Annotated in this window: 19 protein-coding genes and 2 pseudogenes; 11 read left to right on the top strand and 10 right to left on the bottom strand. The window is 62.1% G+C overall.

Annotated elements, in window-relative coordinates; all coding sequences use genetic code 11:
• Positions 1-457 (top strand): MaoC/PaaZ C-terminal domain-containing protein (locus tag NLI89_RS15190; protein ID WP_254687787.1); only part of this gene is annotated, 457 nt, incomplete at its 5' end.
• Here the strand turns inward: NLI89_RS15190 and NLI89_RS15185 are convergent.
• The 4 genes from NLI89_RS15185 to NLI89_RS15170 all read right to left on the bottom strand — a co-directional run bounded on the left by NLI89_RS15185 (position 454) and on the right by NLI89_RS15170 (position 4,253).
• The gene (locus NLI89_RS15185) at positions 454-1,023 is read right to left on the bottom strand and encodes a UbiX family flavin prenyltransferase (protein ID WP_254687786.1); all 570 of its coding nucleotides are present in this window, start codon (positions 1,021-1,023) and stop codon (positions 454-456) included. The two genes, NLI89_RS15190 and NLI89_RS15185, sit on opposite strands and share 4 nt — an antisense overlap.
• Positions 1,020-2,471: an aldehyde dehydrogenase family protein gene (locus NLI89_RS15180; RefSeq protein ID WP_254687785.1), complete on the bottom strand. Its 1,452-nt coding sequence runs from the start codon at positions 2,469-2,471 to the stop codon at positions 1,020-1,022. Before NLI89_RS15180 ends, NLI89_RS15185 begins: the two co-directional genes overlap by 4 nt.
• Positions 2,472-2,482: 11 nt before the next feature.
• A complete protein-coding gene (locus tag NLI89_RS15175; RefSeq protein WP_242201579.1) occupies positions 2,483-3,241 on the bottom strand; it encodes an SDR family NAD(P)-dependent oxidoreductase in 759 nt (252 codons plus the stop codon).
• Between the two features lie 91 nt (positions 3,242-3,332).
• Complete coding sequence (locus NLI89_RS15170) at positions 3,333-4,253, bottom strand: LysR family transcriptional regulator (RefSeq protein ID WP_254687784.1); 921 nt, start codon at positions 4,251-4,253, stop codon at positions 3,333-3,335.
• 129 nt (positions 4,254-4,382) lie between these two features.
• Between NLI89_RS15170 and NLI89_RS15165 the strand changes: the two genes are divergently transcribed.
• Positions 4,383-5,771: a UbiD family decarboxylase gene (locus NLI89_RS15165; protein ID WP_242201577.1), complete on the top strand. Its 1,389-nt coding sequence runs from the start codon at positions 4,383-4,385 to the stop codon at positions 5,769-5,771.
• Positions 5,772-5,848: 77 nt separating this feature from the next.
• On the opposite strand, the gene NLI89_RS15160 is transcribed toward NLI89_RS15165, so the two are convergent.
• On the bottom strand, positions 5,849-7,264 hold the full coding sequence (locus tag NLI89_RS15160) for a sodium:solute symporter family protein (RefSeq protein WP_254687783.1): 1,416 nt from the start codon (positions 7,262-7,264) through the stop codon (positions 5,849-5,851).
• Between the two features lie 114 nt (positions 7,265-7,378).
• Positions 7,379-8,218: a sterol desaturase family protein gene (locus NLI89_RS15155; protein ID WP_254687782.1), complete on the bottom strand. Its 840-nt coding sequence runs from the start codon at positions 8,216-8,218 to the stop codon at positions 7,379-7,381.
• Positions 8,219-8,420: 202 nt separating this feature from the next.
• On the opposite strand from NLI89_RS15155, the gene NLI89_RS15150 reads away from it, so the two are divergent.
• The 3 genes and pseudogenes from NLI89_RS15150 to istB form a co-directional block, all read left to right on the top strand.
• Positions 8,421-9,287: an AraC family transcriptional regulator gene (locus NLI89_RS15150; protein ID WP_254687781.1), complete on the top strand. Its 867-nt coding sequence runs from the start codon at positions 8,421-8,423 to the stop codon at positions 9,285-9,287.
• Positions 9,288-9,436: 149 nt separating this feature from the next.
• Positions 9,437-9,921 (top strand): annotated as a pseudogene (locus NLI89_RS15145) (transposase); the annotation flags it as partial.
• 16 nt (positions 9,922-9,937) lie between these two features.
• Positions 9,938-10,582, top strand: a pseudogene (istB, locus tag NLI89_RS15140) (IS21-like element helper ATPase IstB); the annotation flags it as partial.
• Positions 10,583-10,982: 400 nt separating this feature from the next.
• On the opposite strand, the gene NLI89_RS15135 reads toward istB, so the two are convergent.
• The 3 genes from NLI89_RS15135 to NLI89_RS15125 form a co-directional block, all read right to left on the bottom strand.
• Positions 10,983-12,998, bottom strand: a complete 2,016-nt coding sequence (locus NLI89_RS15135; protein WP_254687780.1) for a hypothetical protein — start codon at positions 12,996-12,998, stop codon at positions 10,983-10,985.
• Between the two features lie 70 nt (positions 12,999-13,068).
• On the bottom strand, positions 13,069-14,121 hold the full coding sequence (locus NLI89_RS15130) for a site-specific integrase (protein ID WP_254687779.1): 1,053 nt from the start codon (positions 14,119-14,121) through the stop codon (positions 13,069-13,071).
• Positions 14,118-15,371: a hypothetical protein gene (locus tag NLI89_RS15125; protein ID WP_254687778.1), complete on the bottom strand. Its 1,254-nt coding sequence runs from the start codon at positions 15,369-15,371 to the stop codon at positions 14,118-14,120. The genes NLI89_RS15130 and NLI89_RS15125 overlap by 4 nt, the downstream gene beginning before the upstream one ends.
• A 179-nt stretch (positions 15,372-15,550) precedes the next feature.
• On the opposite strand from NLI89_RS15125, the gene NLI89_RS15120 reads away from it, so the two are divergent.
• From NLI89_RS15120 to NLI89_RS15110, 3 genes are read left to right on the top strand one after another with little or no spacing between them, the layout of a single operon-like run.
• Positions 15,551-15,793 carry an AbrB/MazE/SpoVT family DNA-binding domain-containing protein gene (locus NLI89_RS15120; RefSeq protein WP_254687777.1) on the top strand — a complete coding sequence of 81 codons (243 nt, stop codon included), beginning with the start codon at positions 15,551-15,553 and terminating at the stop codon, positions 15,791-15,793.
• Complete coding sequence (locus NLI89_RS15115) at positions 15,790-16,179, top strand: type II toxin-antitoxin system VapC family toxin (RefSeq protein WP_254687776.1); 390 nt, start codon at positions 15,790-15,792, stop codon at positions 16,177-16,179. The genes NLI89_RS15120 and NLI89_RS15115 overlap by 4 nt, the downstream gene beginning before the upstream one ends.
• A 47-nt stretch (positions 16,180-16,226) precedes the next feature.
• Positions 16,227-16,655: a hypothetical protein gene (locus tag NLI89_RS15110; RefSeq protein WP_254687775.1), complete on the top strand. Its 429-nt coding sequence runs from the start codon at positions 16,227-16,229 to the stop codon at positions 16,653-16,655.
• A 325-nt stretch (positions 16,656-16,980) separates the two neighbouring features.
• On the opposite strand, the gene NLI89_RS15105 is transcribed toward NLI89_RS15110, so the two are convergent.
• Positions 16,981-18,003 carry an IS110 family transposase gene (locus NLI89_RS15105; protein WP_132737998.1) on the bottom strand — a complete coding sequence of 341 codons (1,023 nt, stop codon included), beginning with the start codon at positions 18,001-18,003 and terminating at the stop codon, positions 16,981-16,983.
• Positions 18,004-18,392: 389 nt separating this feature from the next.
• Here NLI89_RS15105 and NLI89_RS15100 point away from each other — a divergent pair, with 389 nt between their 5' ends.
• The 3 genes from NLI89_RS15100 to NLI89_RS15090 all read left to right on the top strand — a co-directional run bounded on the left by NLI89_RS15100 (position 18,393) and on the right by NLI89_RS15090 (position 22,894).
• The gene (locus NLI89_RS15100; protein ID WP_254687774.1) at positions 18,393-19,097 is read left to right on the top strand and encodes an RNA polymerase sigma factor; all 705 of its coding nucleotides are present in this window, start codon (positions 18,393-18,395) and stop codon (positions 19,095-19,097) included.
• A complete protein-coding gene (locus NLI89_RS15095; RefSeq protein WP_254687773.1) occupies positions 19,081-20,007 on the top strand; it encodes a FecR family protein in 927 nt (308 codons plus the stop codon). The genes NLI89_RS15100 and NLI89_RS15095 overlap by 17 nt, the downstream gene beginning before the upstream one ends.
• Positions 20,008-20,101: 94 nt before the next feature.
• Positions 20,102-22,894 carry a TonB-dependent siderophore receptor gene (locus NLI89_RS15090; RefSeq protein WP_254687772.1) on the top strand — a complete coding sequence of 931 codons (2,793 nt, stop codon included), beginning with the start codon at positions 20,102-20,104 and terminating at the stop codon, positions 22,892-22,894.
• Positions 22,895-22,969 lie beyond the last annotated feature (75 nt).

Raw genomic sequence — 22,969 nt, 5'->3', positions numbered from 1 at the left:
GCCGATGCGCGACAACCGCTATCTTGAAGACATCGTGCCGGGCGAGACCTCGGTCGGCACGCCAATCACGATCACCGAAGCTGCGATCATCACCTTCGCCACCGACTACGATCCGCAGCCAATGCATGTCGATCCCGACGCCGCGCATGCGGGACGATTCGGCGGGATCATCGCGAGCGGATGGCATGTCGCCGCGCTGGTGATGCGCGACTTCGTCGACTCCGCGCCGTTCGGGGGTACACCATTGCTCGGCATGCGCACCGATGCGCTGTGCTGGCTGCTGCCTGTCCGCCCGGGGGATACGCTGATCGCGCACCGCAAGGTCCAGGACGTCGTACGGTCGCGCAAGCGCCCCGATCGAGGCCGTATCCTGCTCGCGACGGCGGTCGCGAACCAGACCGGAGCGATCGCGATGACTCTCGAAACGCTGATCCAGATACCCGCGCGTGGCGGTTAGCCGTCGCTCTTCCAGCGGTGCACGAGCCCTGCGTCGATGTCGAACAGGTCGAGCACGCGTCCGATGGTGTGGTCGACCATGTCGTCCAGGCTCTGCGGCCGCGCGTAGAGGGCGGGCACGGGCGGCGCGACGATCGCGCCGATTTCCGACAATTGCGTCATGGTGCGCAGGTGACCGGTGTGCAGCGGCGTCTCGCGGACCATCAGCACCAGTCGGCGGCGCTCCTTCAGCACAACGTCGGCGGCGCGGGTGAGCAGGCTGGAGGTCACCCCGCTCGCGATCTCCGACATCGAGCGCATCGAACATGGCGCAACGACCATGCCGCGCGTGCGGAACGAACCCGACGAGATCGACGCGGCGATATCCTGCTGCGCATGGACATGCGTCGCCAGCGCCTTCACATCGGCGATCTTGCGGTCGGTCTCGTGCGCGATAGTGATCTCGCCAGACCGCGACAGCACCAGATGCGTCTCGATCGCCAGTTCGCGCAGGATCTCCAGCATACGGATGCCGTAGACGACGCCCGACGCCCCCGAGATGCCGATGATAAGCGGCAGGCCCGTCATCCGCGCGCCTCTCCGCGCCCGACCACGCCGGGTGCCTGGTAGATGTGCTTGAGTTCGGTAAAGTCGGCGAGCGCGTCATAACCATGCAGGCGGCCGATCCCGCTCTGCCGATAGCCACCGGTTTCGGCCTCGGCGAACAGCGTGTTGTGCGCGTTGATCCAGACGGTTCCGTTGCGCAGCGCGCGCGCCATGCGCAGGCCCGCTGCGCCGTCGTTCGTCCACACGCTCGCCGACAGGCCGAAAATGGTATCGTTCGCGCGGGCCACCGCTTCGGCTTCGGTCTCGAAGCTTTCGATCGTGACGAACGGGCCGAAGATCTCTTCCTGCATAAAGAACGCGCTTGTATCCTGATGGTGGACGAGGGTCGGTGTCAGGAACGCGCCCGCGCCCTCCAGGCTCCGGCCACGTAACAGGACGTCATCGGCCTCATTGCAGGCGCGATCGATCATCGCCGCGACGCGATCACGTGACGTGGGGTCGATCAGCGGCCCGATCCGACTGGCGGCGTCTAAGCCGTTGCCGACCGTCAGCGCCTGGAGCGCCCGCGTCAGGGCGCGCTTCATCGCGTCCAGCTTTGACCGATGCACCAGCACGCGTCGCGCGGCGGTGCATTGCTGACCCGTGATGATCGTCGCGGCCGCGGCGAGCTTGGGTGCGACCGCGTCGATATCGGCATCCGCGAGGACGATCGCACACGACTTGCCGCCGAGTTCGAGCGACAGCTTCTTCATCGTATCGGCGGCGCTGCGCATGATGTCCTTGCCGACCGCGGTCGATCCGGTGAAGCAGATCATGTCGATGTCCGGCGAGGACGCGAGCAGCCGCGCTCCGTCATGCCCGGTTTCGGCAAAGACGTTGACAACGCCCGCCGGCAAGCGCGGATCGTGCAGCAGCGGGTCAAGGAATGCCGCGTTGAACAGAACCGTCTGCGCGGCGGGCTTTATCACGGTCGTGCAACCCGCAGCCAGCGCCGGGCCGATGCCGCGCGCGAGCAGCACCGCCGGCGCATTCCAGGGCACGATAATCGCGGCGACGCCGATGGGCTCGCGCAGGACGGTCGACAGCACGCCGGGTTCTGGCTCGAGTACATGGCCCGGGATATGTCGCGCGAGCCCGGCATAATATTCGATCTCCGAAATCGCGCCTAGCACCTCGCCGCGCGCCTGCGCGATGACCTTGCCGTTCTCGCGCGTCAGCAACTCGGCGAGGCTGTCGACGCGCGGGGCGAGCGCCGCCGCCCAGTCGAGCATGATGCGCTGGCGCAGGCGCGGTGCCATCGGCCAGTCGCTGGTATCGAACGCGCCACGGGCAGCGGCGATAGCGGCCTTTGCCTCGGGCGCGCCGCCGTTCGCGAATGCGCCCATGATCGCGCCGGTCGCGGGGTCGAGGCTGTCGGCGGGCGCGGTGTAGACGGCGGCGCCGTCGATCCAGTGGGGGGTGACGTTCATGATGGCGGTCCTCAATGCGTCACCGAGCCGCCATCGACGACGATGGTCTGGCCGGTCATGAAATCGCTGTCGCCGCTTGCGAGGAAGATCAGCGTGCCGGTCAGATCCTCGGGCACCGCCTCGCGCTTGAGGCAGCGGCTGGCGATGTTGGCCTCGGAGATCCGGCCGGCCCAGTCGCCGTTCGCGGCGACGTTGGCGCTCATCGTCAGGCCCGGCGCCAGGCAGTTGCAGCGGATGCCGGCGTCGCCTGCCTCGCGCGCGATCGAGCGCGTCATCGCGACGATCGCGCCCTTGGACGACACATAATGGAGCATCATCGGCGCGCCCTTGAACACCGTGCCCGACGCGATGTTGACGATCTTGCCGTAACCCTGGCGGCGCATGACGGGCATCACCGCCTTCACGCATTCGAACGATCCGCGCACGTTGACGCTCATCACGCGGTCCCATTCGTCCGACGTGATCTGCTCCAAGGGCTTGAGCGCGAGATTGCCGAACAGTGCGGCGTTGTTGACGAGTATCTGGATGCCGCCATAGGTCGCCTCGACATCGGCGACGAAGCGCGCAACCGCCCGTGCATCGGTGACGTCGCAGGCTGCGGCGAACACCTCTCCGCCCGCCGCGCGGATCGCGTCGGCGGTGTCGTTGGGGCTGGCGATGTCGCAGATCGCGAGGCGCGCGCCTTCCTTGGCCAGAGCCATCGCGTAGATCGCGCCGATCCCCTGCGCCGCGCCGGTCACGATGATGCTGCGTCCTGTCAGTCGGGTCATGCGCTCTCCTGTCCACCGCAATGCGGCCTGATCTTTGCGCAGATACTAAGGACGGGCCAGGGATCACGTCGAATAATAACGGCTTATCGGTTCAATCAGGCGCAGTGATCCAGCCGTCGCCCGCCATCGCGACCAGAGCCTGGCGGAGATGATCGATAAAGGCGTGACTGGCCGGGCTCAGCGGATGGCGCGGATGGTGGATGACGGCGAGGCGGCGGACCATCATCGGTTCGATCGCGCGTATGTGTACGCGTCGCCGTGCGAGATGACGGCGGATGGCGAGGCTCGGCAGGATCGTCGCCCAGTCGCTGCCTGCGACAAGTTCGACGATTCCCTCGATCGCATCCAGCTCGAGCCGCGGTTCGAGCGTGACGTTGCGGTTTGCCAGATGCCGCTCCAACTCGGTGCGCAGGCCGTGTCGGCGCGTCGGCAGAACCAGCTTGTAGTCAGTCAGCCGTTTGATCGAAACCGCACCTTCGTCCTCGCCCTCATCGTCAGCTGCGCCGGTGACGAGCACCATCTGCTCTTCGACCAGCGGATCGACGATCAGTCCCAGCTTGCGCGACGGGCGGTTGATGACCGCGAAGTCGAGCTGTCCTTCGTTCACCAGATCGATGAAAGTCGAGCTGTAGCCGTCGACGACCGCGACCTCTATCTCGGGATAATCGTCGGCGAACCCTGTCAGCATACCCGGTATCAGACTGGTCGCGAGCGACGCGAGCATGCCCATCGTGACCCTGCCCGACACGACGCCTGACAGCCGCGCCATATGCTCGTGCGCGAGCGAAAGGTTGCGCACGACTGGCAGCACGAGGCGATGGAGCGTACGACCGGCAGCGGTCGGGACCATCGATTTCGGTGTGCGGTCGAACAGTTTCTGACCCAGTTCGCGCTCCATCCGAGCGATCTGCATCGAGACCGCGGGCTGGACGACATGGAGTCGTTGTGCGGCGCGCGTCACACTGCCTTCCTCGAACAAGGCGATGAAATAATTGATCTGGCGAAGGTCCATGATCCGAACTCCGAGGCTGCCGCTGTTCAAGTCTGCTGATACGAGGGATCAGTAGGAATTATTTCTGTTTATGCGCGCGGTGTCTAGGTTAGTCGAGCAGCGCCGGGAAATGGCGTGAGGGAGAGATCGATGACGACCGACATCAACCACGCCTTGTCCTTGCGGGAATGGCTGACGCGGCTTCAGGATACGGGCCGTCTGTCAGTCGCCAAACCTGGACTCGATTTGCGCCATCAGGTCGCGGCGGTGGCGCAGGCGCTGGACGGCAGGCGCGCGACGCTGTTCCCCGAACCGTCCGAGCACCCGGTGAGCGTGATATCCGGCATCGTTTCGGACCGGGGTTGGATGGCCGAGTCGCTGGGCGTCGCACCCGCCGACCTTCTCGAACATGTCCAGCGTGCCGCCGCCGAACCGCTGCCATGGAACGAAGTGCAGAGCGAGACCGCACCGACACACGAGGTGGTGCACCGCGATGTCGACATCCTTCGCCAATTGCCGGTGCCTACGCACAACGAGCATGACAGCGGCGCTTATATTACCGCCGGCATCCTCGTCTCGCGCGATCCCGAGACGGGAATCCAGAACGTCGCGATCCATCGTTGCCAGATCAGCGGCCCGGATCGGATCGGCATCCTGCTGCTGCCGCGGCATACCGACCATTATTATCGCAAGGCGGAAAAGCTCGGACGGCCACTAGAGATCGCGATCGCGATCGGGGTGTCGCCGGCATGTCTGCTCGCGAGCCAGGCGATCGTGCCGATCGACCATGACGAGCTGGAGATCGCCGGCGCGCTGGGCGGCTCGCCGCTCGACGTCGTCAAGTGCCTGACCAATGACGTCCGCGTGCCCGCCGATTCCGAGATCGTGATCGAAGGGCGCATTCTCCCCAAGACGCGTGAGCTCGAAGGGCCGTTCGGCGAGTTCCCGCAATATTATGGCGAGCGCGGCGAGCGCCACGTCATCCACGTTGATGCGATCACGCATCGCCGCGACCCGTTATTCCACACGATTGTCGGCGGCGGGTACGAGCATCTGTTGCTCGGCGCGATCCCGCGGGAGGCGACGATCCTCTCGACCTTGCAGCGCAGCTTTCCGGGCGTGGTCGACGTCCATCTCGCGATGGGAGGCGTCGGGCGCTATCATCTATACGTTAAGCTGCGCAAGACGCAGGAGGGGGAGGGCAAGAACGTCCTGCTCGGCGCCTTCGCGGCGCATTACGACATCAAGCACGCGGTCGTCGTCGACACCGATGTCGACATTCACGATCCGCGCGAAGTCGAATGGGCGGTCTCGACGCGGTTCCAGGCCGACAGGGACTTGGTCGTCATCGCTGACAGCCAGGGTTCTAAGCTCGATCCGTCCACCCGCGACGGGCTCGGCGCAAAGATGGGACTGGATGCGACGATACCGGTCGATGCGCCCGAGATGCAGTTCAAGCGGATCCGCGTGCCGGGATCGGAAGACCTCGACCTCGACGCGGTGCTGGCGCCCGACGCGCGGTGGAGTGACGCCGGCTGAACGGTCTTCGCGCCGAAGTGAAAAAGGCGGCGCCACCACGCGGTGACGCCGCCTTTTTCATGTCCGGACTATGCGCGTCAGGAGGCGACCGACGCCGGACCGGTATCGGCGCCGCGGAACAGATGGCTGAACCCCATCACCAGGATCGGGATGGCAACCGCGACATAGGCGTTGTCGATCCCGAACGGGTTGCCTGCCATGAACCACAGAATCGTCGCGACCAGCGACGCCACGATGCTGACGAACGCACCGCGTCGCGTGCCGAATGTCGGCGCGTAGAAGGCCAGCAAGACAAGGAGCGCGAGCGATGCGCGCAGCGATTTTGCCAGGAACGTCACGCTGAGGACCTCGGTCGACAGGATCGCGAGGGGGATGGGCAGCAGGCCGGCCGCGATCGTCGCCCAGCGGATGAAGCGCAACGACCCCGTGCTCTCGCCGTCGTGCCCGGTGAGCGGCAGATAGAAGTCCTTGTAGACCAGAGTCGCCGCGCCGATGCTGAGCGCGGAAATCGTCCCGAACAACGACGCCGCGAGCCCGGCCACGACGATCGTCGCGGGCAGCTGGCTCATGTCGGCGACCAGCGTCGGAAAGGCCGCGGTCGCGGTGATGCCGGGATAGAGGACCTGGCAGACCATGCCGATCATCGCGGCGAGGATGCCGAACGGGATCAGCAGCATCGCCGAATAGAAGCTCGCACGCCGCGCGGTCGCACCGTCCTCGACCGTGTTGATTGCCTGCACGACATATTGCGTCGCGAACACAGCGCCGATGCCTGCGACCAGCCAAGCGCAGATCTGCGGCCAGCCGACCGCGGTCGCGTCGAACATCGCCGCAGGCAGGCGCGTCCGCAACGTTCCCACGCCGCCGACCTGAGACAGGCCGATTGCGAGCGCGATGACGATGCCCAGATACTTCACCATCGCATGGATGACGTTGGTATAGATGACCGAGCTCATGCCGCCGAGCCCGACATACAAGACGCCCGCTAGTCCGGTCGTGACGATCGCTGCGGACCGGTCGATACCGAACAGTGGCGAGATGATCGCACCTCCGCTGGTGTAGGTCGAAATGGCGACGATCTGCAACGCGAAGATCATGATGATCGACGTCGCGACCTTCACCGGCTGGCCATAGGTGCGCGCGAGGACACCCGAGATGGTATTCTCGCCGGTGTCCTTGAACTTGCGCGCCAGGAAGAGCGAGTAAAAGACGAACCCTATGCCGAGTGCGGCGACGTTCCACGCCGCCGATATTCCGACCTTGTAGCCCGCCTCCGCGGTGCCGACGCTGGCCGCGGTGCCGATGAACTCGGACATCAGCAGGAAGCCGATGAGCACGCCCGGGTAATGCACCCCGCCCGACGCGAAGCTCTTGGCCGTGCGTGCGTTCTTGCGCGCAGTGAAGCTGACGAAGGCGAGCGCGATCATATAGCCGATCGTGCCGGTCAGGATGATCGCGTCACGTCCCATGTCGGGCGCTCCGACCATCTTCATAATGGTTATGATGATGGCATGAGGCGTTCCAGTGCATATCGCATCCGCTCTTAGTCCGGCAGCGTCTTTTGGCTGCTTGGCTTAATCTGCCCGATTGGTGGTCGAACCGGCAAATCAGCGATGGTTATGGGGGGTATCAGATACGTTCTGCCCTCTGGATTTGGCGGTCGGCCCATCATCAGAATGATCGCCATTAAACCGAAGCTCCTGAAGCATATGACGGTCGCCCGGTCCGTTGAACAAGGTGCCGATCAGGCCGCGATCGAGGTCGCTGGTCTTGAACAGGGCGTCGCAGATCGGAAAGGTCAGGTTGAAGTTCCGGGTCTGCATGAATCCCAGGACATGATGCTTTGCGTGCATGCGTCGCACGGTATTGATCAGCGGTATTCTACGCAGCCACGGATAATCCTTGTCCTCGAGATGAGAGAGCGTGTGAAGGCCTTCATACAGGAGGTAATAGGACGCCATCGACACCATGATGATGAACCCCGCGTTCTTCGAGATCAGCCAGCCCGCGAGAAGCGCGAAGGGTAACGCGGCGACGAGGAAGGCGATCGAAGCGAGCGGCGGGAATAAGAGCGCACGCCATTCCTTATGACCCTTGTAGGACAGGTCATGATGGGTGAAGAACTGGTGGTGGACGGTTACGTGGCGCTTGTAGACCGCTTCGAGTCCCGGGATCGGCCGATGCATGATGTAGCGGTGCGCGGCCCATTCTATCCAGTTTCCCAGCAGAAGGATCGGCACGATCATCGTCCATTCCAGGACGGTCGGGGGGACCATTCGGGACAGGCAGAAGGCGATCGTCCCAACCGTCACGACGAGCGTCTTGAGCAGGTGGATTTCGCCACGGTAGCCATGCGGCGTTTCGTCGACGAACTGTTTTCGAATGTATTTCTGGCGCTGTCTTTCGCGTGCATCGCGCTCGCGCGACTGAAACTGAACTTCGATCATGAGCATCTCTCCTTCGACCTACCCGCGCGTTCGACGCGCTGGGATTTTCGAAGAACAGCAGATCGGTCGCGGGAATGCTCGCTCCCCAAAGATTGCGATTTATCGGATCGGATGATTTTTTGGGATTGCTGCTGGCTCGGGCGCGTGGCGGATGCCAGAAGATCATCATGACAATGGGCCCTGATCCGCCTCGGGAGGCAGCATGACATCCGCCCTCGCGATCGCGCAGGGTGTGTTCGGACGCGTGGCGTTGCTCGACATGAATACGGCGCTAGTCGGACATGCGCATCCGCATTGCCACATCCTCTTCAAAGCGAGCGGCGCAGACCAGGTTTTCGTCGTGGGCTCGACGCGCGTACCGATGACCGAAGACACCGCGGTGCTTGTGAATGCGTGGCAGCCGCATCGCTACACGCCGCTCGATACCAACGCGCACACGATCTTTCTCGCCCTTTACCTGAAGCCAGCGTGGCTTGCGAGTCTCGAACGGGCGTTCATGACGTGCAACCGCCCGGGCTTCTTTCCGCGGCCGGGCATCGTCATCGGCCCGACGATACGGCGACGTGTCCGGGACCTTATCGAGATGCTACGGGCGGAGCATCATGATCCGTCCCTTATCAGTGAAACTATATTCACGCTTGCGGCGGAAGTCATGCACGGCACCGCAGCGACGGGGCTGGTTCGCGACACGGCTTCGCAATACGGGTTCAGCGATTATCGCATTCGGCGTGCCATCCGTATGATGCACGGCATCGATGCACCGCTGGGTCTGGAGCAGATCGCGCAGCGCGCAGGGTTATCGCGGCCGCGCTTCAACCAGCTGTTCCGCGCTTGCACAGGCGTAAGTCCGGGTATCTACCACGCCTCGTTACGGCTTGAGTTCGCTGTCAACGATCTCGGCATCGCACGCCGGCCAATCAATCTGGTGTCTGACGCACTCGGGTTCAGTGCTCAAAGCAATTTTACCCGCTTCTTTCAGCAGCACGTGGGCGTCGTGCCGAGCGAGTTTCGTCGAGTTGCGGAAGCTTTGAGAAACGATGGGCAACAGCCGGAATTCCGTGCAGGGTGATCCTTCCATCGTTTAAAGTATGGCCCCGCGCCTACTGACCAGACCGAACGAAACCGGCGCCTGAGAGGTGCGCTCGGAAAATTTGCACAGCGGGGATAAGTGGATTGCTGATCTGACAGCGGCGATACTGGCCGTGAGCAGGAGGCAAGATGAGCAAGCGACCGCGCCGGAACCACAGCCCGGCGTTCAAGGCGAAGGTGGCACTGGCTGCCGTGAAGGGCGAAAAGACACTGGCCGAATTGGCACAGCAGTATGACGTGCATCCGAATCTCATCAACCAGTGGCGGGCGCGACTGCTGGAGGGCGCGGCGGACGTGTTCGGCGCGGAACCCATCGCAGCCGAGCCTGCAGTGGACATTACGGTGCTGCACGCGAAGATCGGCGAACTGACGCTGGCGAACGATTTTTTGGCTGGTGCGCTCGGGAAGGCCGGTCTGTTGCCGAGCGCAAGGCGATGATCGACCGGGGTCATGCGCTGCCGCTGATTGTCTAGGCGCGGCAGCTCGGGATCAGCCGCGGCAGCATCTACTATATGCCGCGCCCTGTACCGGAGGTCGACCTGGCCATCATGCGACGGATCGACGAGTTGCACCTGCTCTACCCGTTCTCGGGCAGCCGGATGTTGCGCGATCTGCACCGGCAGGACCACCGCCCTGCAACGCAAGCGTACGACGATGGAGATCCTGACCGACCTGCTGCGTGCCGAGGCAACCCACCGCCATGCAGCGTCGGTCCGCTACCGAATGTCGGCCGCCAGGCTGCCCGCGGAGAAAGACCTCGACGCCTTCGTCTTCGACGGCACGCCCATCGACGAGGGTCTGGTGCGCTCGCTGCACGGCGGGTCCTTCCTGGCGGGCCAGCGCAATGTCGTGCTGGTCGGTGGAACGGGCACCGGCAAGACACACCTTGCCAGCGCCATCACCGCCAACGTCGTGCGGGCCGGTGCCCGCGGGCACTATTTCAATACGGTCGACCTGGTGAACCGGCTCGAGGAGGAGAACCGCCTCGGCAAGGCCGGCACGCTGGCGGTCCAGCTCTCCCGGCTCGATCTCGTGGTGCTCGACGAGCTGGGCTATCTGCCGTTCGCCCGCTCAGGCGGTCAGCTGCTCTTCCACCTGGTCAGCAAGCTCTACGAGCGCACCTCGGTCATTGTCACGACGAACCTGGCCTTTGGCGAGTGGCCAACCGTCTTCGGCGACCCCAAGATGACCACTGCGCTGCTCGACCGCATCACCCACCACTGCAACATCGTCGAGACCGGCAACGACAGCTGGCGCTTAAAGCATCGCAGCTGATGCCCGGGCCCACCGGCAGAACACGCTTCGCGCTGGTTGCGCCTCCGGTCGGGCTACGCCCGCCCTCTGCCGCAACCAGCGCGAAGCGCCGGGACCTTGATCTTCCTCGTTTTCGCTCCCCGATACGTCAACTGGCGGGTTCGCTGCGGCGCTTGGCGCGACGACAACGAGGCGACGCGCACCGCTGCCCGCACAATCCGTAACCGCCTGCGCGACCGCCGGGAAGAAGCTGCGGTACCGCCAGGCGCCGGCCCTTGGCCAGAATATGTGAACGACGTGGTTCGCGCCGCTCGGGACCAGGTGTATACGCCACCGGAGACGGTACTGCCGCCCGATGGCCTTCCCAGCTGACGTTGGCGCCGTATCGGCGTCGTCAACCGCGACCCGTCATCCGATGCGACTAGTTCAGCCCAAGCTTGGCAAAGAACGCCTCGTTTCTGAGCCGCGCGTCATGAAGCAGCTTGTTGTATGGCAGAACCTCTACAACGGCGTTGTGAATGGGCGAGAAACCGAAATAACCTTCGCCATCCGCGCTTTTATTCTGCGCGATTGACATCGACACGACCTCGACCAGCTTCGGCGTGAAATCAGCCACGACAAAGCAGATGAACCGTGTGCTGGAGGGGATCGGCCTGCGAAACTTGCCCGTACGATCCTTAAATGATCCGCCGTTGCGCATGATGTTCACATACTCCAGCACCTGCGTCACCGGATTGTCGCCATGGCTGTAGTTCGTTCGGCCTGGCCGTTTGAATTCGACGATGATGATTGGCTCATCGGTGCCTTCACGATCGAACGCCAGCGACCGGTCGAAGACGACGGCGACATCAGGTTCGCGGGTACTGGTGCTGTCGGTCAGGAACGTCGTGAATGGCTTATCCGACTTAAGGTAGGAATAGAACGCCAGGCGATCGTCCAGAATCCATAGATTATGATCTTCGTAGTCGAGCGCTTCGCCGTCCGAGCGGATCGGGATGATGAGATCATGGACAATCTCCTCGCGCAGATAATCCCGCTTCTCCGGATCAACGTACGCTAATGAGCTGTCCAAGAGATCGAGAATCTCCTTCCGCTTGACGACATATTCCGCAAGCGAGGCTTTCTTATCCGAGTTGATCGCGCTGGCGACCTTTTGCACGCGGTCAACGACCTCGCTGGCGTTGCCCTCCGATAAGGCCTTGATCTCACGCTTCGTTTCACGCTGCTTGCGCCGGCGTTGGCGCGCCAACTCGATGTAGATATCCTCCTCGGACTTGGCGTTGAGCGACAGATGCTCCTCAACGAAGGCCGGGATGTTGGTTGCGACAGCCAGAAATTGCGGGTTCTCCCGCACGACCCGCAAAGTTATCCCTGCCTGCTTGGTGCGAACCTGCTGTATATACGGCGCCAGGTGCCGCTTGGCCGCATCGACTGCCGCTTGATGCAAGCTGCGATAGTCATCCTCGCGAAACGTGAAGTTGGTACGCTCCTGATTGACGTGCCCGTTCAGATAATCGCCGGAAACCAAGCCGATGTATACCGAGTCCCCATTTTCGCCGATGTAGCCAAGCCCGAGCTGATTATCGATCTTCTCGTCACGAACCACGCGGCCGTCACCGACGTAGAGGTTCCAGTGCTTGCCACCGTCATGCAAGCGGAGACCCTTGTTGAGCAGAATATGGTACATATCGACATCAATCGGATCCTCCCCGGGCTCGAGGACGACCTTCAGTGTTTCGGGTGTGTCGGATTCCACGTTGCTGCTGTAGAAATCGAGAAGGCTGATCCGTTCGGCGCGATCAACGAGCGAGAATGACGGCACTTCGTAGCTGGCGAAATTGCGTAAAAAGTGGCCGATGATGTGCGCGGCTATGGTCTCTGCTTTGCGCGGGCAGTGCGCACTGTACGATTGCACGTATGGCTCGAGCCGCACCTTCGTCCCGATGGTCGGGCTTGTCCCTGCAGGTCGCAACGCATGGTTGATCAGCGGACTGGCATCGTTCTGGGCGACAGCGAAGTCGAACGACCGGTGCAGCGTTGAGCCGCCTTCCGTGAAGCTGCTGTTGACGTGCGTGTTCTGAAACACCTTTAGCCAGGAAAGGCGACCGACCCCCTTACCGCCGCGGCTGATTTTGCTGGCGGTGTCCGCGGTGCGGAACGCGCGCCAGTTGTCGGTGTTCAGCCCGATCCCGTTGTCTTCAATCAGGAAGCCAGCGACCGGCGGGTTTTCATCGTCCGAGCTGCTGCGCAGGATCGTCACTGTGATAACTCCCTTGGCGGCCGCCTCACGATCCCAGCGCGCCTCGATGGCATGGAACGCGTTGGCGATCGCCTCGAACAGCGGGAACAGCGCGTTCAGTGGCGAGGGCGCGAAACCAAGGTTGCGCACGCGGCCCGCCAGGCTGAACTGGAAGTCATCGGATGTGTCGGTCTTCACAGCGTCCCCTCGCCCTCTTGCCTATGCGACATCCTCGCCAACGCCAACCCATCCCTTCCGCGCCTGCTCATTACGCAAAGCCTTCGCCGGCGTGATTGCGGAACGCCTCCTGGTCGCGAACATACTCGCTGAGCATCTCGAGCGACTTGTGGCGGCTATGCTCCTTCATCTTGAACAAATTGGCACCATGCCGGCCCGCCTCGGTCAGGAATCCGGCGCGTAGCGAATGGCCTGAGAACAGTGCCGGATCATAGCCGGCTGCGGCTGCGCGCGCCTTGACCACCAGCGCCACGGTTTGCGGGCTGAGTGGCTTGTCGGTGAGGCGGCCATGCGGGGTCAGACGGCGGAACACGGCGCCCTCGGTGATGCCCGCGGCCTTCAACCAGGCGCGATAATGGCGCACCGGCTCCATGCGACGACCATCGAGCACAGCAACGCTCTGTCCTCTGCCCTCCTGATCACCCTTTGAAAACGGGATCGTGACCAGCAGCCCGCGTGGGTCTTCGGCCACATCGGCGACGTCGATCGCGACCAGCTCGGAGCGGCGGAACGCCCCCATCATGCCGATGCTGAGCAGCGCGCGATCGCGGCAGTCGATGAGGGTGGAGCCGGTGATATGGCGCACCATATCCCGCAGCACGTCGCTGTCGGCCGGCCGTTTCTTCGCCGGGCGATCGCTGCGTTTGGCGTTGCGGATACCCCGCATCACGCGATCGAGCGCGGCCGCACCGGCTTGCGCGGTTGGCGGTTCGAGCTCGGCCGCGCGGTGTGCAAAAACGATCGCAGCCAAGCGGCGTCCGATGGAGGATTTAGATAGCGGTCGGCCGTTGGAATGTGCGCTACCGTCGCTGGCGAGTTCGCTTAGGAACGCCGCCGTAACAATGGGCGAAGCCGGAAGTGAGGCATAGCCTCGCGCGTCGCACCATGTCGTGAACAGCCGCCAGTCAGAACGGTACGCACGCAAGGTCGCGTCTGCCGAGGCGCGTGCGAGAAAATGCTCGACCCGGGCGCGATCACTCTGGGTCAGGTCCGGTGGAAGATCGAGCAACGCTGGCGCGGGATCGAGCGGCGCGATCGCGGCGAGCGGCCGGCGATCTGCAGCACCATCATCGTCGCCAATCATACCGGTCCGTCCCGTTCGGGCTGATACGCACTGGCACTACCGTACCAATGGAGGTGGCCGCCATCCCGCAGCCAATAGCCCACTGCCCGGTCATCAGCGCTGCGAAGCGGAAAGACACCGGTTTGCTTATGAAAGATCGACACCGTTTCCCACCTAGCCAGATGAGGGTTAGCCAAGGCAAGCGCGGCGTAGTCCTTGGCGCGGTCGTCATCGAGCAGCCGGTGCTGTCGGCTGATATAGTCTCCGCCCCATGCCTGCGAGCCTTGGCCGAAGACGAATTCGTATCGATGCTCAGGCCCAAGGCAGTTGTCGACGAGCGCCGATGGAACGTCCAAATTGTCGCACTGCGAGCGCATGCACGTTAGGCACAAGTCCTCGAAAAGCACATTCCCAGGGCACCGAGCGTAGCTACAGTCGTCGCGATCAACGGTCGTCGTCGTGGCGCAGACGATGCACCGCAGCCCCGTCTCACCGGGTGTTTTAGTGACAAGCTGCGCCAGCCGCGGCCAGTCGTCCTGCCAGTCGCGGTTCGCATCATAATAGCACTTTGGGCAGACATAGGCGTGACGCTTGCTGTCGATGCCAAAGAACCGCTTCTTCTCCGCAGTGGTCAACAGCTTCTGAGCATCATCCACCTCGCGCATCACATTGTTGCGCACGTCGTCAACGAATCCGAATACCGTAAACTTCCCATCGCCTTCGAACGCGAGCAGCCGCTGCGGCCACGGCATGTCATGATATAGCGCCTCGATGGCCGTCAGGATTGTTCGCACCACATCACCGGCCTCGAAGCTGGGTCGCGAGGTCGAGAGCATGATCCTGTTGCGATCCTGCCGGACCTGCTCCCAGAAGTCTTTAAATGGCTCATCGAACCGCGGCGTGATGACGCTATTATGTACCTTCACGAGATCCGAGGCGTTCAGGGTGTGAAACTCGCCAAACGACACATCACCGCTATCAACGCCTCTTGGCCAATCTCGTGGATCCCGCCCGACGAGCAGGAACGGTGACACGTCCGCGATCCGCCCTTTGAGCGCCAACTCCATGCCCTGCTGGATGAGGCTGAAGGCGTTGGCGAGCGCGGGCTGAACGCGCTGCCAATATTCGGGTGGCGCACTCTCTTCACCGGCGCTGGCCTCCATCGCGCCGTCGAACTCGCGGACGGTTCGCATCGCGATCTCCCACGCCAGATAAAGCTGATTGAGGCCCGCGGTGTGGAACTCAACCGACGTCGGCACGTCCATGATCACTGTTTCGGCTCCGTTACGACCAACAAATTTGCGGTGTTGTCTTGCTAGCAGGAATACTATTTATCGCTAGTAACTATTATGGCACATGGGTGCAATTGGGCACCGGTAGAGCCTCTCCACCTTTTACGTGGTTTGTGGTATGATGATGCCGTAATGCCACTCGCGTCGGATATTGCCTTATGACTCTCCAAGTAAACATCACGTCCAACGGCCGCATGAGCCTTCCCGTTGGAATTCGCAAACGTTTGGGGCTTGAAGGCGGTGGAGCTGTGCTAGTCGAGGAAACGCCAGACGGTGTTATCCTGCGTACAGTAGAGCAGGCCGTGACAAAGGCCCAGGCAATCGCCAAGCGCTATGCCCAGCATCCCGACGCCTCGGTTGATGCCTTCCTTGCGGCGCGACGTGCGGAGAGCGGCGAATGACCCATGTCGTGCTCGATGCCTCGGCGATCTTGGCTTTGCTCAAAGGCGAGCGTGGTGCCAGCAAGGTTGCCGGCGTGATTGCGGACGCGTCGGTCTGTGCAGTCAATCAGGCCGAGGTGATCAGTCACTTCGTCCATCTCGGCGCGCCGCTTGAGGACATTCGCGCCATGCTGGGTGCCCTGCCCTATATAGTAGTGCCTGCCGACGATGCGCTGGCATGGGAGGCAGGTGGCCTGCGATCGGTGACTGCATCCGCCGGGCTGTCGTTGGGCGATCGCTTTTGCCTGGCGCTGGCCAAACGCGTCGGGGCGCCGGCTTATACAGCCGATAAGGCCTGGAAGGATATTGCTGGCGAGGCCGGTGCCAAGGTCGTGGTCATTCGGTAATTACGTCACGCTGATGTTGGTCTCCACCGCGCGAGTGGAGGCAATTCGTGACAACCGTACTGGATCGCGCCGCTCTGAAAGGCCGCACCACCGTATTTCGCATTAGGAGTGATGATATGCGACCGTTGATCCTGCTCTCCGCCTGCTTCCTCGCCTCGGCCTGCGGCGTCGGCACCAGCGCGCCTACCGTTATCGACGGGAGCAGCGCTGCGACCTTCGATCAGACCTTACGCGCGGCAAAGGCTGACCTTGGCCCGAAAGATCGCCTCAAATTCGAAGCCGCGCTGTCCGAATTCAAGGCCCGGACCTTCGCCAAGGCCAACTCCCGGCAGGAGTATCAGCGACTGCTGCGCAAGGGGCTCAACGGACTGACCGCACCGCGCATTGTCGATCAGTTTAACCACGACGTGGACCGGGTTGGTGGCCAAGCTGCGGATGCCGTGTTTGAGGCAAAGCGAGCGTTGAACCGCAAATAGCTGTTGGCTGATGCCGGACACTGCAACTATCAACCGGTAGATCGCAATCCGCTAGACCCATGTGTGGACGGCCCTCCGTTGGCAAGCTTGAACAGTCGCGTTGCAATGCTGGTTGGTGCGGCCATGTGTCCGACCTGTTAGCGCGGCTCATAGCGCCGCTGGCCATAATGCCATTCGCGCGGTTCGGGTCCCGATCACAAATACGCACTCGAGGTGCTTGGGTCTTTGTGGGTTTTCCCGATCCGGCGGTTCAACCGGCTTGTTGCATTAGCTCCTATCCGCCCTTTCCAACCTCGTCCGGTGCGGTCGCCCGCCCCGTATCCTGTTACACGATCTGCGGCTCGCGATACCGTTCGCCACTGGCCATCATCGCCCAGATCATGCGGGCGTTCTTGTTGGCTAGCGCGACCGCGGCGACCTTGGCCTTCCGCCTGGCAAGCAGTTGCACGAGCCAGGGCCGCTTGGCCCCGTTCCGCTCGGCATAGCGCACGACTGCCATAGCGCCGACGATCAGCATCTGACGCAGATATTGGTGGCCCGCCTTCGTGATGCTGCCCAGCCGCTCCTTTCCACCGCTCGAGTTCTGCCGCGGCACCAGGCCTATCCAGGCAGCAAGGTTGCGGCCCGAGCGGAAGATCGCGGGGTCAGGAACCGTGGCGACGATGGCGCTGGCGAGCAGTGGACCCACGCCGGGTATCTCCATCAGCCGGCGACCGAGCTCGGTCTCGCGTGCGCTCGCCAGGATGCGACGATCGTTCTCGAGGATCTGCTCCTTTACGATGCGCAGCTGCGCTGCCAACATCTCTAGGCAGAACCGCGCATCGGCCGGTACGCGCTCATCGGTAGGATCAGCGATCACGTCGAGGAGCTGCTCGATGCCGTTTCTACCAATTGGCGCCGCAATCCCGAACTCGGCCAAGTGCGCCCGCATCGCGTTCGACAGCTGCGTGCGCTGGCGGTTTAGGATCAGGCGGACACGATGAAGCATCATCGCGCTCTGCTGCTCGGGCGACTTGATCCCGACGAAGCGCATGGTCGGCCGGGTCACTGCCTCGCAGATCGCCTCGGCATCCGCCGCATCGTTCTTGCCTCGCTTGACGTACGGCTTCACGTACTGCGCCGGCATCAGCTTTACGTCATGCCCGAGCGCGACCAGCTCGCGCGCCCAGAAGTGTGATGTCGCACACGCCTCAATGCCGATCAGACACCGGGGCAGCTTAGCGAAGAACTTCAACATCCGCCCACGCGTCAGACGCTGGCGAACAACCGCTGCGCCATCAGCATCCACTCCGTGCACCTGAAACACGTTCTTCGCGATATCCAGACCGATCGTTGTGACGTTTCCCATCGTGACTCTCCTTCGACTCTCCGCAGGACATCCTGCTTGAGGGTTGGAGAGCCGTCCACGTCATCACAAGTGGACACTCACGAGCCCTTTCCTCTTTCCACATTTCTGCCGTTCGTTCATCTTCAGCCTGCACGAAATGTCGCCGATTTTCGAACTCAAAGAGGCTTTGTACGCGCAAGCCATGCCGCCCAATGCTCATGCCTCAGTGAGACGAACTCGATCTATCAGCGGTGTGGATCAGCGTCGAAAGCGAGCCCCTGCTGCTAGCGAAGCAACTGACTGCAATCTTTTGAAAAATGTCGATCAGGGAAGGGTTCCGATCGGCACCGATCTAGTCCCCTACCATGTAGGTTTTCGAGGTAGTTCCAATAAATTAGCGATACTCTGCCATGGCAGAGCTTTCGACGCCGATCCACAACCGGCGTCATCGAATGATGAGAGCACAGATTTGGTCTTCGCTCGGTAAAACCGTGACGGAAATATCGGGGCCATGCATCTATGCTGTGGTCAGGAGTGAAATGAGGCACGTAACTACCGAACTCGTAGACTGGGTTGCCCGGCAGATTCTGCCGCATGAGCCCGAGTTGCGACGGTGGCTCCGGGCCGGATTTCCTGGTGTTGATGTAGATGATGTCGTCCAGGAAGCCTATTGCCGGTTGGCCGCGTTGGCAGATTTTAAGCGTGTAGAGGATCCGCGTCGTTATCTGTTTCAGACAGCACGCAACGTGGTTCTGACCGAGATACGCAGAGCTCGCGTCGTGCGTATTGAAGCCGTTGGAACCATTGCCGATCTCGAACTTGCGCTAGCTGCCGACCATCTTTCACCTGAACGTATCGTCGCAGGGCGGGGACTATTAGCGAAAGTCGAACATCTTCTAGCCGCGCTTCCAGAGCGAAGCCGAATTATCTTTCGCATGCGAAAGGTCGAAGGACTGTCGCAGCGGCATATCGCAGAAGAATTGGGCGTGACTGAGATGATCGTTGAGAACGATCTGGCACGGGGATTAAAAATTATCCTTAGTGGCCTTTCAACAGATGACAGGGCTGACTTGCCATCGCGAAACGAAAGGAACCGCAATGCGCGACCATCCTGACGCTATCGACGTTGCTGCAGCGAGGTGGGTCGCGCGGCTGGATCGCGCACCAGACGATGCGAACTTGGCAGGCGAGATCGACCGTTGGTGTGCAGAACATCCGCGCCACGTTGGTGCCTTGCTGCGTGCCCGTGCTGTTTGGAGTGGGTTGGATGCGGCCGATGCCCGCATAGTAGCGAGACCGTTATTCTCTCGTCGGCGAGTACTGACGGTCAGCGGGGGCTTAGCGGTTGCTGCCGCGGCCTTAGGCGTGGTCTGGCTAGAAACGCACGGCAATATGGGCATAGAAACAGCTGTCGGCGAACGCCGTCTAGCCAAGCTTGAAGACGGGTCAACCATCGTTCTCAACACCGCTAGCCGGACTCGTGTGCGAATGACGCCGGAGCAGCGGTCGGTAGCGCTTGACGATGGCGAGGCCTGGTTCGCGGTAGCAACGGATCATGCTCGACCGTTTGTGGTCTCTGCGGGCGACGTGCGGGTTCGTGCGGTTGGAACGGCCTTCGCGGTTCGCCGTTATCTGGGCCGCGCTGAGGTGACGGTAACGGAAGGGCGTGTTCGAGTCTGGTCGGTTGCTGCCCCAGAACGCTTCGTCATGTTAAGCGCTGGCAAGCAAGCAAGCGTAGCAGATGTGTCCGGTACCGCCGAAACCGTCGTCGCAAATGCGAAGCCCGCCGAGTCATTAGCATGGCGACAGGGTGAAATCATACTCGATGGTATGACCTTTGGCGACGCTGCAGCCGAGTTCAACCGGTACAATAGGCGACAATTATCCGTTGATACACAACTAGCCGACCGCAGGATCGTGGGTTGGTTTCGCACCGATGATCTGGACGGGTTCGCACGCGCGGCTGCGATAATGACGGGTGCGAAGATCGAGAGAGACGGCACTGATTTACGGATCATAAAATAAATCTCGCAAATCCTGACGGAAACGGGAGCGCGACGCATCTTCTCCTGCAGACGCGCTAAAGACGCGGTCGGCAGATCGTAAGGGGAGGATTATAATGCGTTCGCAGTTCTATATGGGCCTCATGTTGACCAGCGTCGCGGTTGCCGCATCGCCAGCAGTTGCTTTCGGACAGACCCGAAACTTTGATGTCGCCGCCCAGTCGGCATCGACCGGTATCGTCGCATTCGCACGCCAGGCGGGCATCCAGATCATTGCGCCTGAAGACGCTACGCGCGGCCGACGGATCGTCGCAATCAAGGGCAATCTTGCAGTCGCCGACGGCCTCCGCCAGATCGCCAGCGCCTCCGGTCTCAAGATCGTGTCGTTCAATGGCCGCACGGCTGTGCTCGCGACTGGGGTTATGGCGGCCCCCCGCTCGACAACTCAAGTATCAACCGCAGTTGCGCAGGATACAACCGCCCCAACTGCGGTGAGCGCACCTGATGAGAACGCGGACATCGTCGTCACGGGGCAAACAACCCGTAACCGAGCTCTAATCACATCGTCGGCTGATATCACGCTAGCGTCGCGCGCCGATATCGACCGCAAGGCTCCGCGGTCGACAGCAGACATGCTCGAACTGATTCCCGGCATCTTCGTCGAGTCGACCGCGGGCGCCGTATCGAACAATTATTCGGTGCGCGGCCTGCAAGGCGGCGGCCAGCGCTTCATCCAGCTGGAAGAGGACGGCATGCCGATCCTGTACAGCGGCGGCGGTGCCGACTTCTTCTTCGACCAAGACCTGACGATCGATCGCCTCGAAGCGGTGAAGGGTGGCTCGTCAGGCGTATTGACCGTCAACGGTGCCGGCGCGACGATCAACTTCATTTCCAAGACGCCGAACTTCACGCGTACCGAAGCGATGGCGCGCGGCAGCTACTACAATTACGGCCAGAAGCGCGGCGAACTGTACCTGTCGTCGCCCATCACCGACAAGCTGGCGTTCAACGTCGGCGGTTATTTCCAGTCGAGCCCTGGCGTGCGCGACAACCCGTTCGACTATCGCGGCTGGCGCATCAAGGGCGCGCTGGAATATCGCCCCGAGGCCGGTGGCTATATCCGCATCTCCGCCAAGGGCGGCGATATTGAGAATGCCTTTTACGCGGATCAGCCGTACCGCTTCATTGATGGCGAGCCGAGCGGTATACCGAGCCTCAGCACCCAGTTCGGCAATGTCGGCGGTGATGCGTTCAAGAGCATCCAAGTCCCGGTCTCGACTTTCGCGAATCCTAGCGGCTTCCGCGAATTTCGCTATCAGGATGGCATCAAGGCGAAGACTGCTCAGTTCCGCATCGACATGGAAACGCCGGTCAGCGACAGCGTCAACCTGTTCCTCCACAGTCGCTACCTAAAATACTCTTACGACTTCAACGGCCTGTTCCCCGGCTCGGGCACCGGGAACGCCGGTCTGACCAGCGCCGTCAACTATCTGACGCCCGGCGCCGGTTCGCCGATCAACGACCTGCTGAGCGCGGGGCGAACGGCGTTTCCGACCGCGACGCGCTTCGGCATCCGCAACCTGCGGACCGGCACGGTGCTGGGCAGCAACCAGACCACGGACCTGAATGCGCTGAACGGTAACGGCTTCCTCCAGCGCACGACGCTCAACCACGATTACATCGACGGCAAGGATTTCGGTCTCAACGGCGGCGGCACGTGGGAATATGAGAGCGGCGGTTTCAAGAACTCGCTGACCGTCGGCGCGATGTATTACGACGTGACACGCGAGCAGGACCAGTCGGCGACGGCTAGCGTCGTCAACGACGTGCGGTCGAACAGCGACATCTACGACATCGTCGCGTTGAACGCGGCTAATGGCGTCGTCGGTACGCTGTCCGATAACGGCCTGGTTTCGTATGGCGACTGGGGCGCTGGCATCCGCACGCGCAAGGACTCCACCGTCTCGTTTTATGCCAATGACGAGCTGTCGATCGGCGACCTACATCTCGACGGCGGCATCCGCTGGGAGCGCGACTCTGCGACGTTCCTGGACGGTCAGGCAGCGGCGGTGAACCAGCCGGTGCAGCCAAACGTGCCCGGCCTCATCCGCACGGTCGGATCGACCTTCGACGGGACCTTTGCACGGACGCAGCGGACGCAGTCGAAGGCAGCGTACACCGCCGGCGCGAACTATCAGTTCACGCCGAACCTCGCGATCTACGCGCGCTATGCGAACGGTTTCCAGACCAACAACACCGATCCTATCACGACGATCGAGCTGTACGAGGCTGGTGTCCGCTATCAATACCAGCGCTTCATCAGCGGCTCGGCGACGATTTTCCAGACGAACTTCAAGAATCAGAACTACAATTTCGCCAACCCGACCAACCCATCGCAACAGCAGAACATCAACGCCGACCTGCGCACGCGCGGCGTCGAAGTGGATGTGAACGTCCGTCCGATCACATGGTTCTCGGTGGATTTCCAGGGCGTGTTCCAGCAACCCAAGTTGCTCAACCTCGAGATCGACGGCGTTAGCCAGGGTGCGCAGTACGAAGGCAACCGCCCCGAACGCACACCCGCCAAGCTGTTCACGATCACGCCAGCGATCAAGCTGCCAAATGGCTTGGGCGAAGTGTACGGTCGCTACAAATATGTCGGGCGCATTTTCGCCGATGCCGGCAACGGGGTCGCGCTCCCCAGCTACGGCGTGACCAGCGCGGGGATCACGATCAACGTCAACGACCGGATCCAGGCGAACTTCAACGCCGACAACATCTTCAACGTCGTTGGCCTGACCGAGGGCAATCCGCGCCAAGGCCAGACACAGGCGGTAACCGATGGCTATTTCTATGCCCGCGGCATTGTCGGCACGACCTATGGCGGATCGGTCACGCTGAAATTCTGATCGAACGACGATGTGAGGGTTCAAACGGGGCGGCGAGCAGGCAACTGTTCTGCCGCCCCTTTGCGGAGTGACAAT

Source organism: Sphingomonas faeni (assembly GCF_024273235.1).
Lineage (GTDB): Bacteria > Pseudomonadota > Alphaproteobacteria > Sphingomonadales > Sphingomonadaceae > Sphingomonas > Sphingomonas faeni_A.
The sequence above is the reverse complement of the archived record's forward strand: the minus strand, read 5'-3'. Positions and strand labels throughout refer to the sequence as shown.

Coding starts and splice junctions, on each gene's coding strand:
- NLI89_RS15185 (WP_254687786.1), bottom strand. CDS start 1,023: ATGACGGGCCTGCCGCTTATCATCGGCATCTCGGGGGCGTCGGGCGTC.
- NLI89_RS15180 (WP_254687785.1), bottom strand. CDS start 2,471: ATGAACGTCACCCCCCACTGGATCGACGGCGCCGCCGTCTACACCGCG.
- NLI89_RS15175 (WP_242201579.1), bottom strand. CDS start 3,241: ATGACCCGACTGACAGGACGCAGCATCATCGTGACCGGCGCGGCGCAG.
- NLI89_RS15170 (WP_254687784.1), bottom strand. CDS start 4,253: ATGGACCTTCGCCAGATCAATTATTTCATCGCCTTGTTCGAGGAAGGC.
- NLI89_RS15165 (WP_242201577.1), top strand. CDS start 4,383: ATGACGACCGACATCAACCACGCCTTGTCCTTGCGGGAATGGCTGACG.
- NLI89_RS15160 (WP_254687783.1), bottom strand. CDS start 7,264: ATGAAGATGGTCGGAGCGCCCGACATGGGACGTGACGCGATCATCCTG.
- NLI89_RS15155 (WP_254687782.1), bottom strand. CDS start 8,218: ATGATCGAAGTTCAGTTTCAGTCGCGCGAGCGCGATGCACGCGAAAGA.
- NLI89_RS15150 (WP_254687781.1), top strand. CDS start 8,421: ATGACATCCGCCCTCGCGATCGCGCAGGGTGTGTTCGGACGCGTGGCG.
- NLI89_RS15130 (WP_254687779.1), bottom strand. CDS start 14,121: ATGATTGGCGACGATGATGGTGCTGCAGATCGCCGGCCGCTCGCCGCG.
- NLI89_RS15120 (WP_254687777.1), top strand. CDS start 15,551: ATGACTCTCCAAGTAAACATCACGTCCAACGGCCGCATGAGCCTTCCC.
- NLI89_RS15115 (WP_254687776.1), top strand. CDS start 15,790: ATGACCCATGTCGTGCTCGATGCCTCGGCGATCTTGGCTTTGCTCAAA.
- NLI89_RS15105 (WP_132737998.1), bottom strand. CDS start 18,003: ATGGGAAACGTCACAACGATCGGTCTGGATATCGCGAAGAACGTGTTT.
- NLI89_RS15100 (WP_254687774.1), top strand. CDS start 18,393: ATGGCAGAGCTTTCGACGCCGATCCACAACCGGCGTCATCGAATGATG.
- NLI89_RS15095 (WP_254687773.1), top strand. CDS start 19,081: ATGCGCGACCATCCTGACGCTATCGACGTTGCTGCAGCGAGGTGGGTC.
- NLI89_RS15090 (WP_254687772.1), top strand. CDS start 20,102: ATGCGTTCGCAGTTCTATATGGGCCTCATGTTGACCAGCGTCGCGGTT.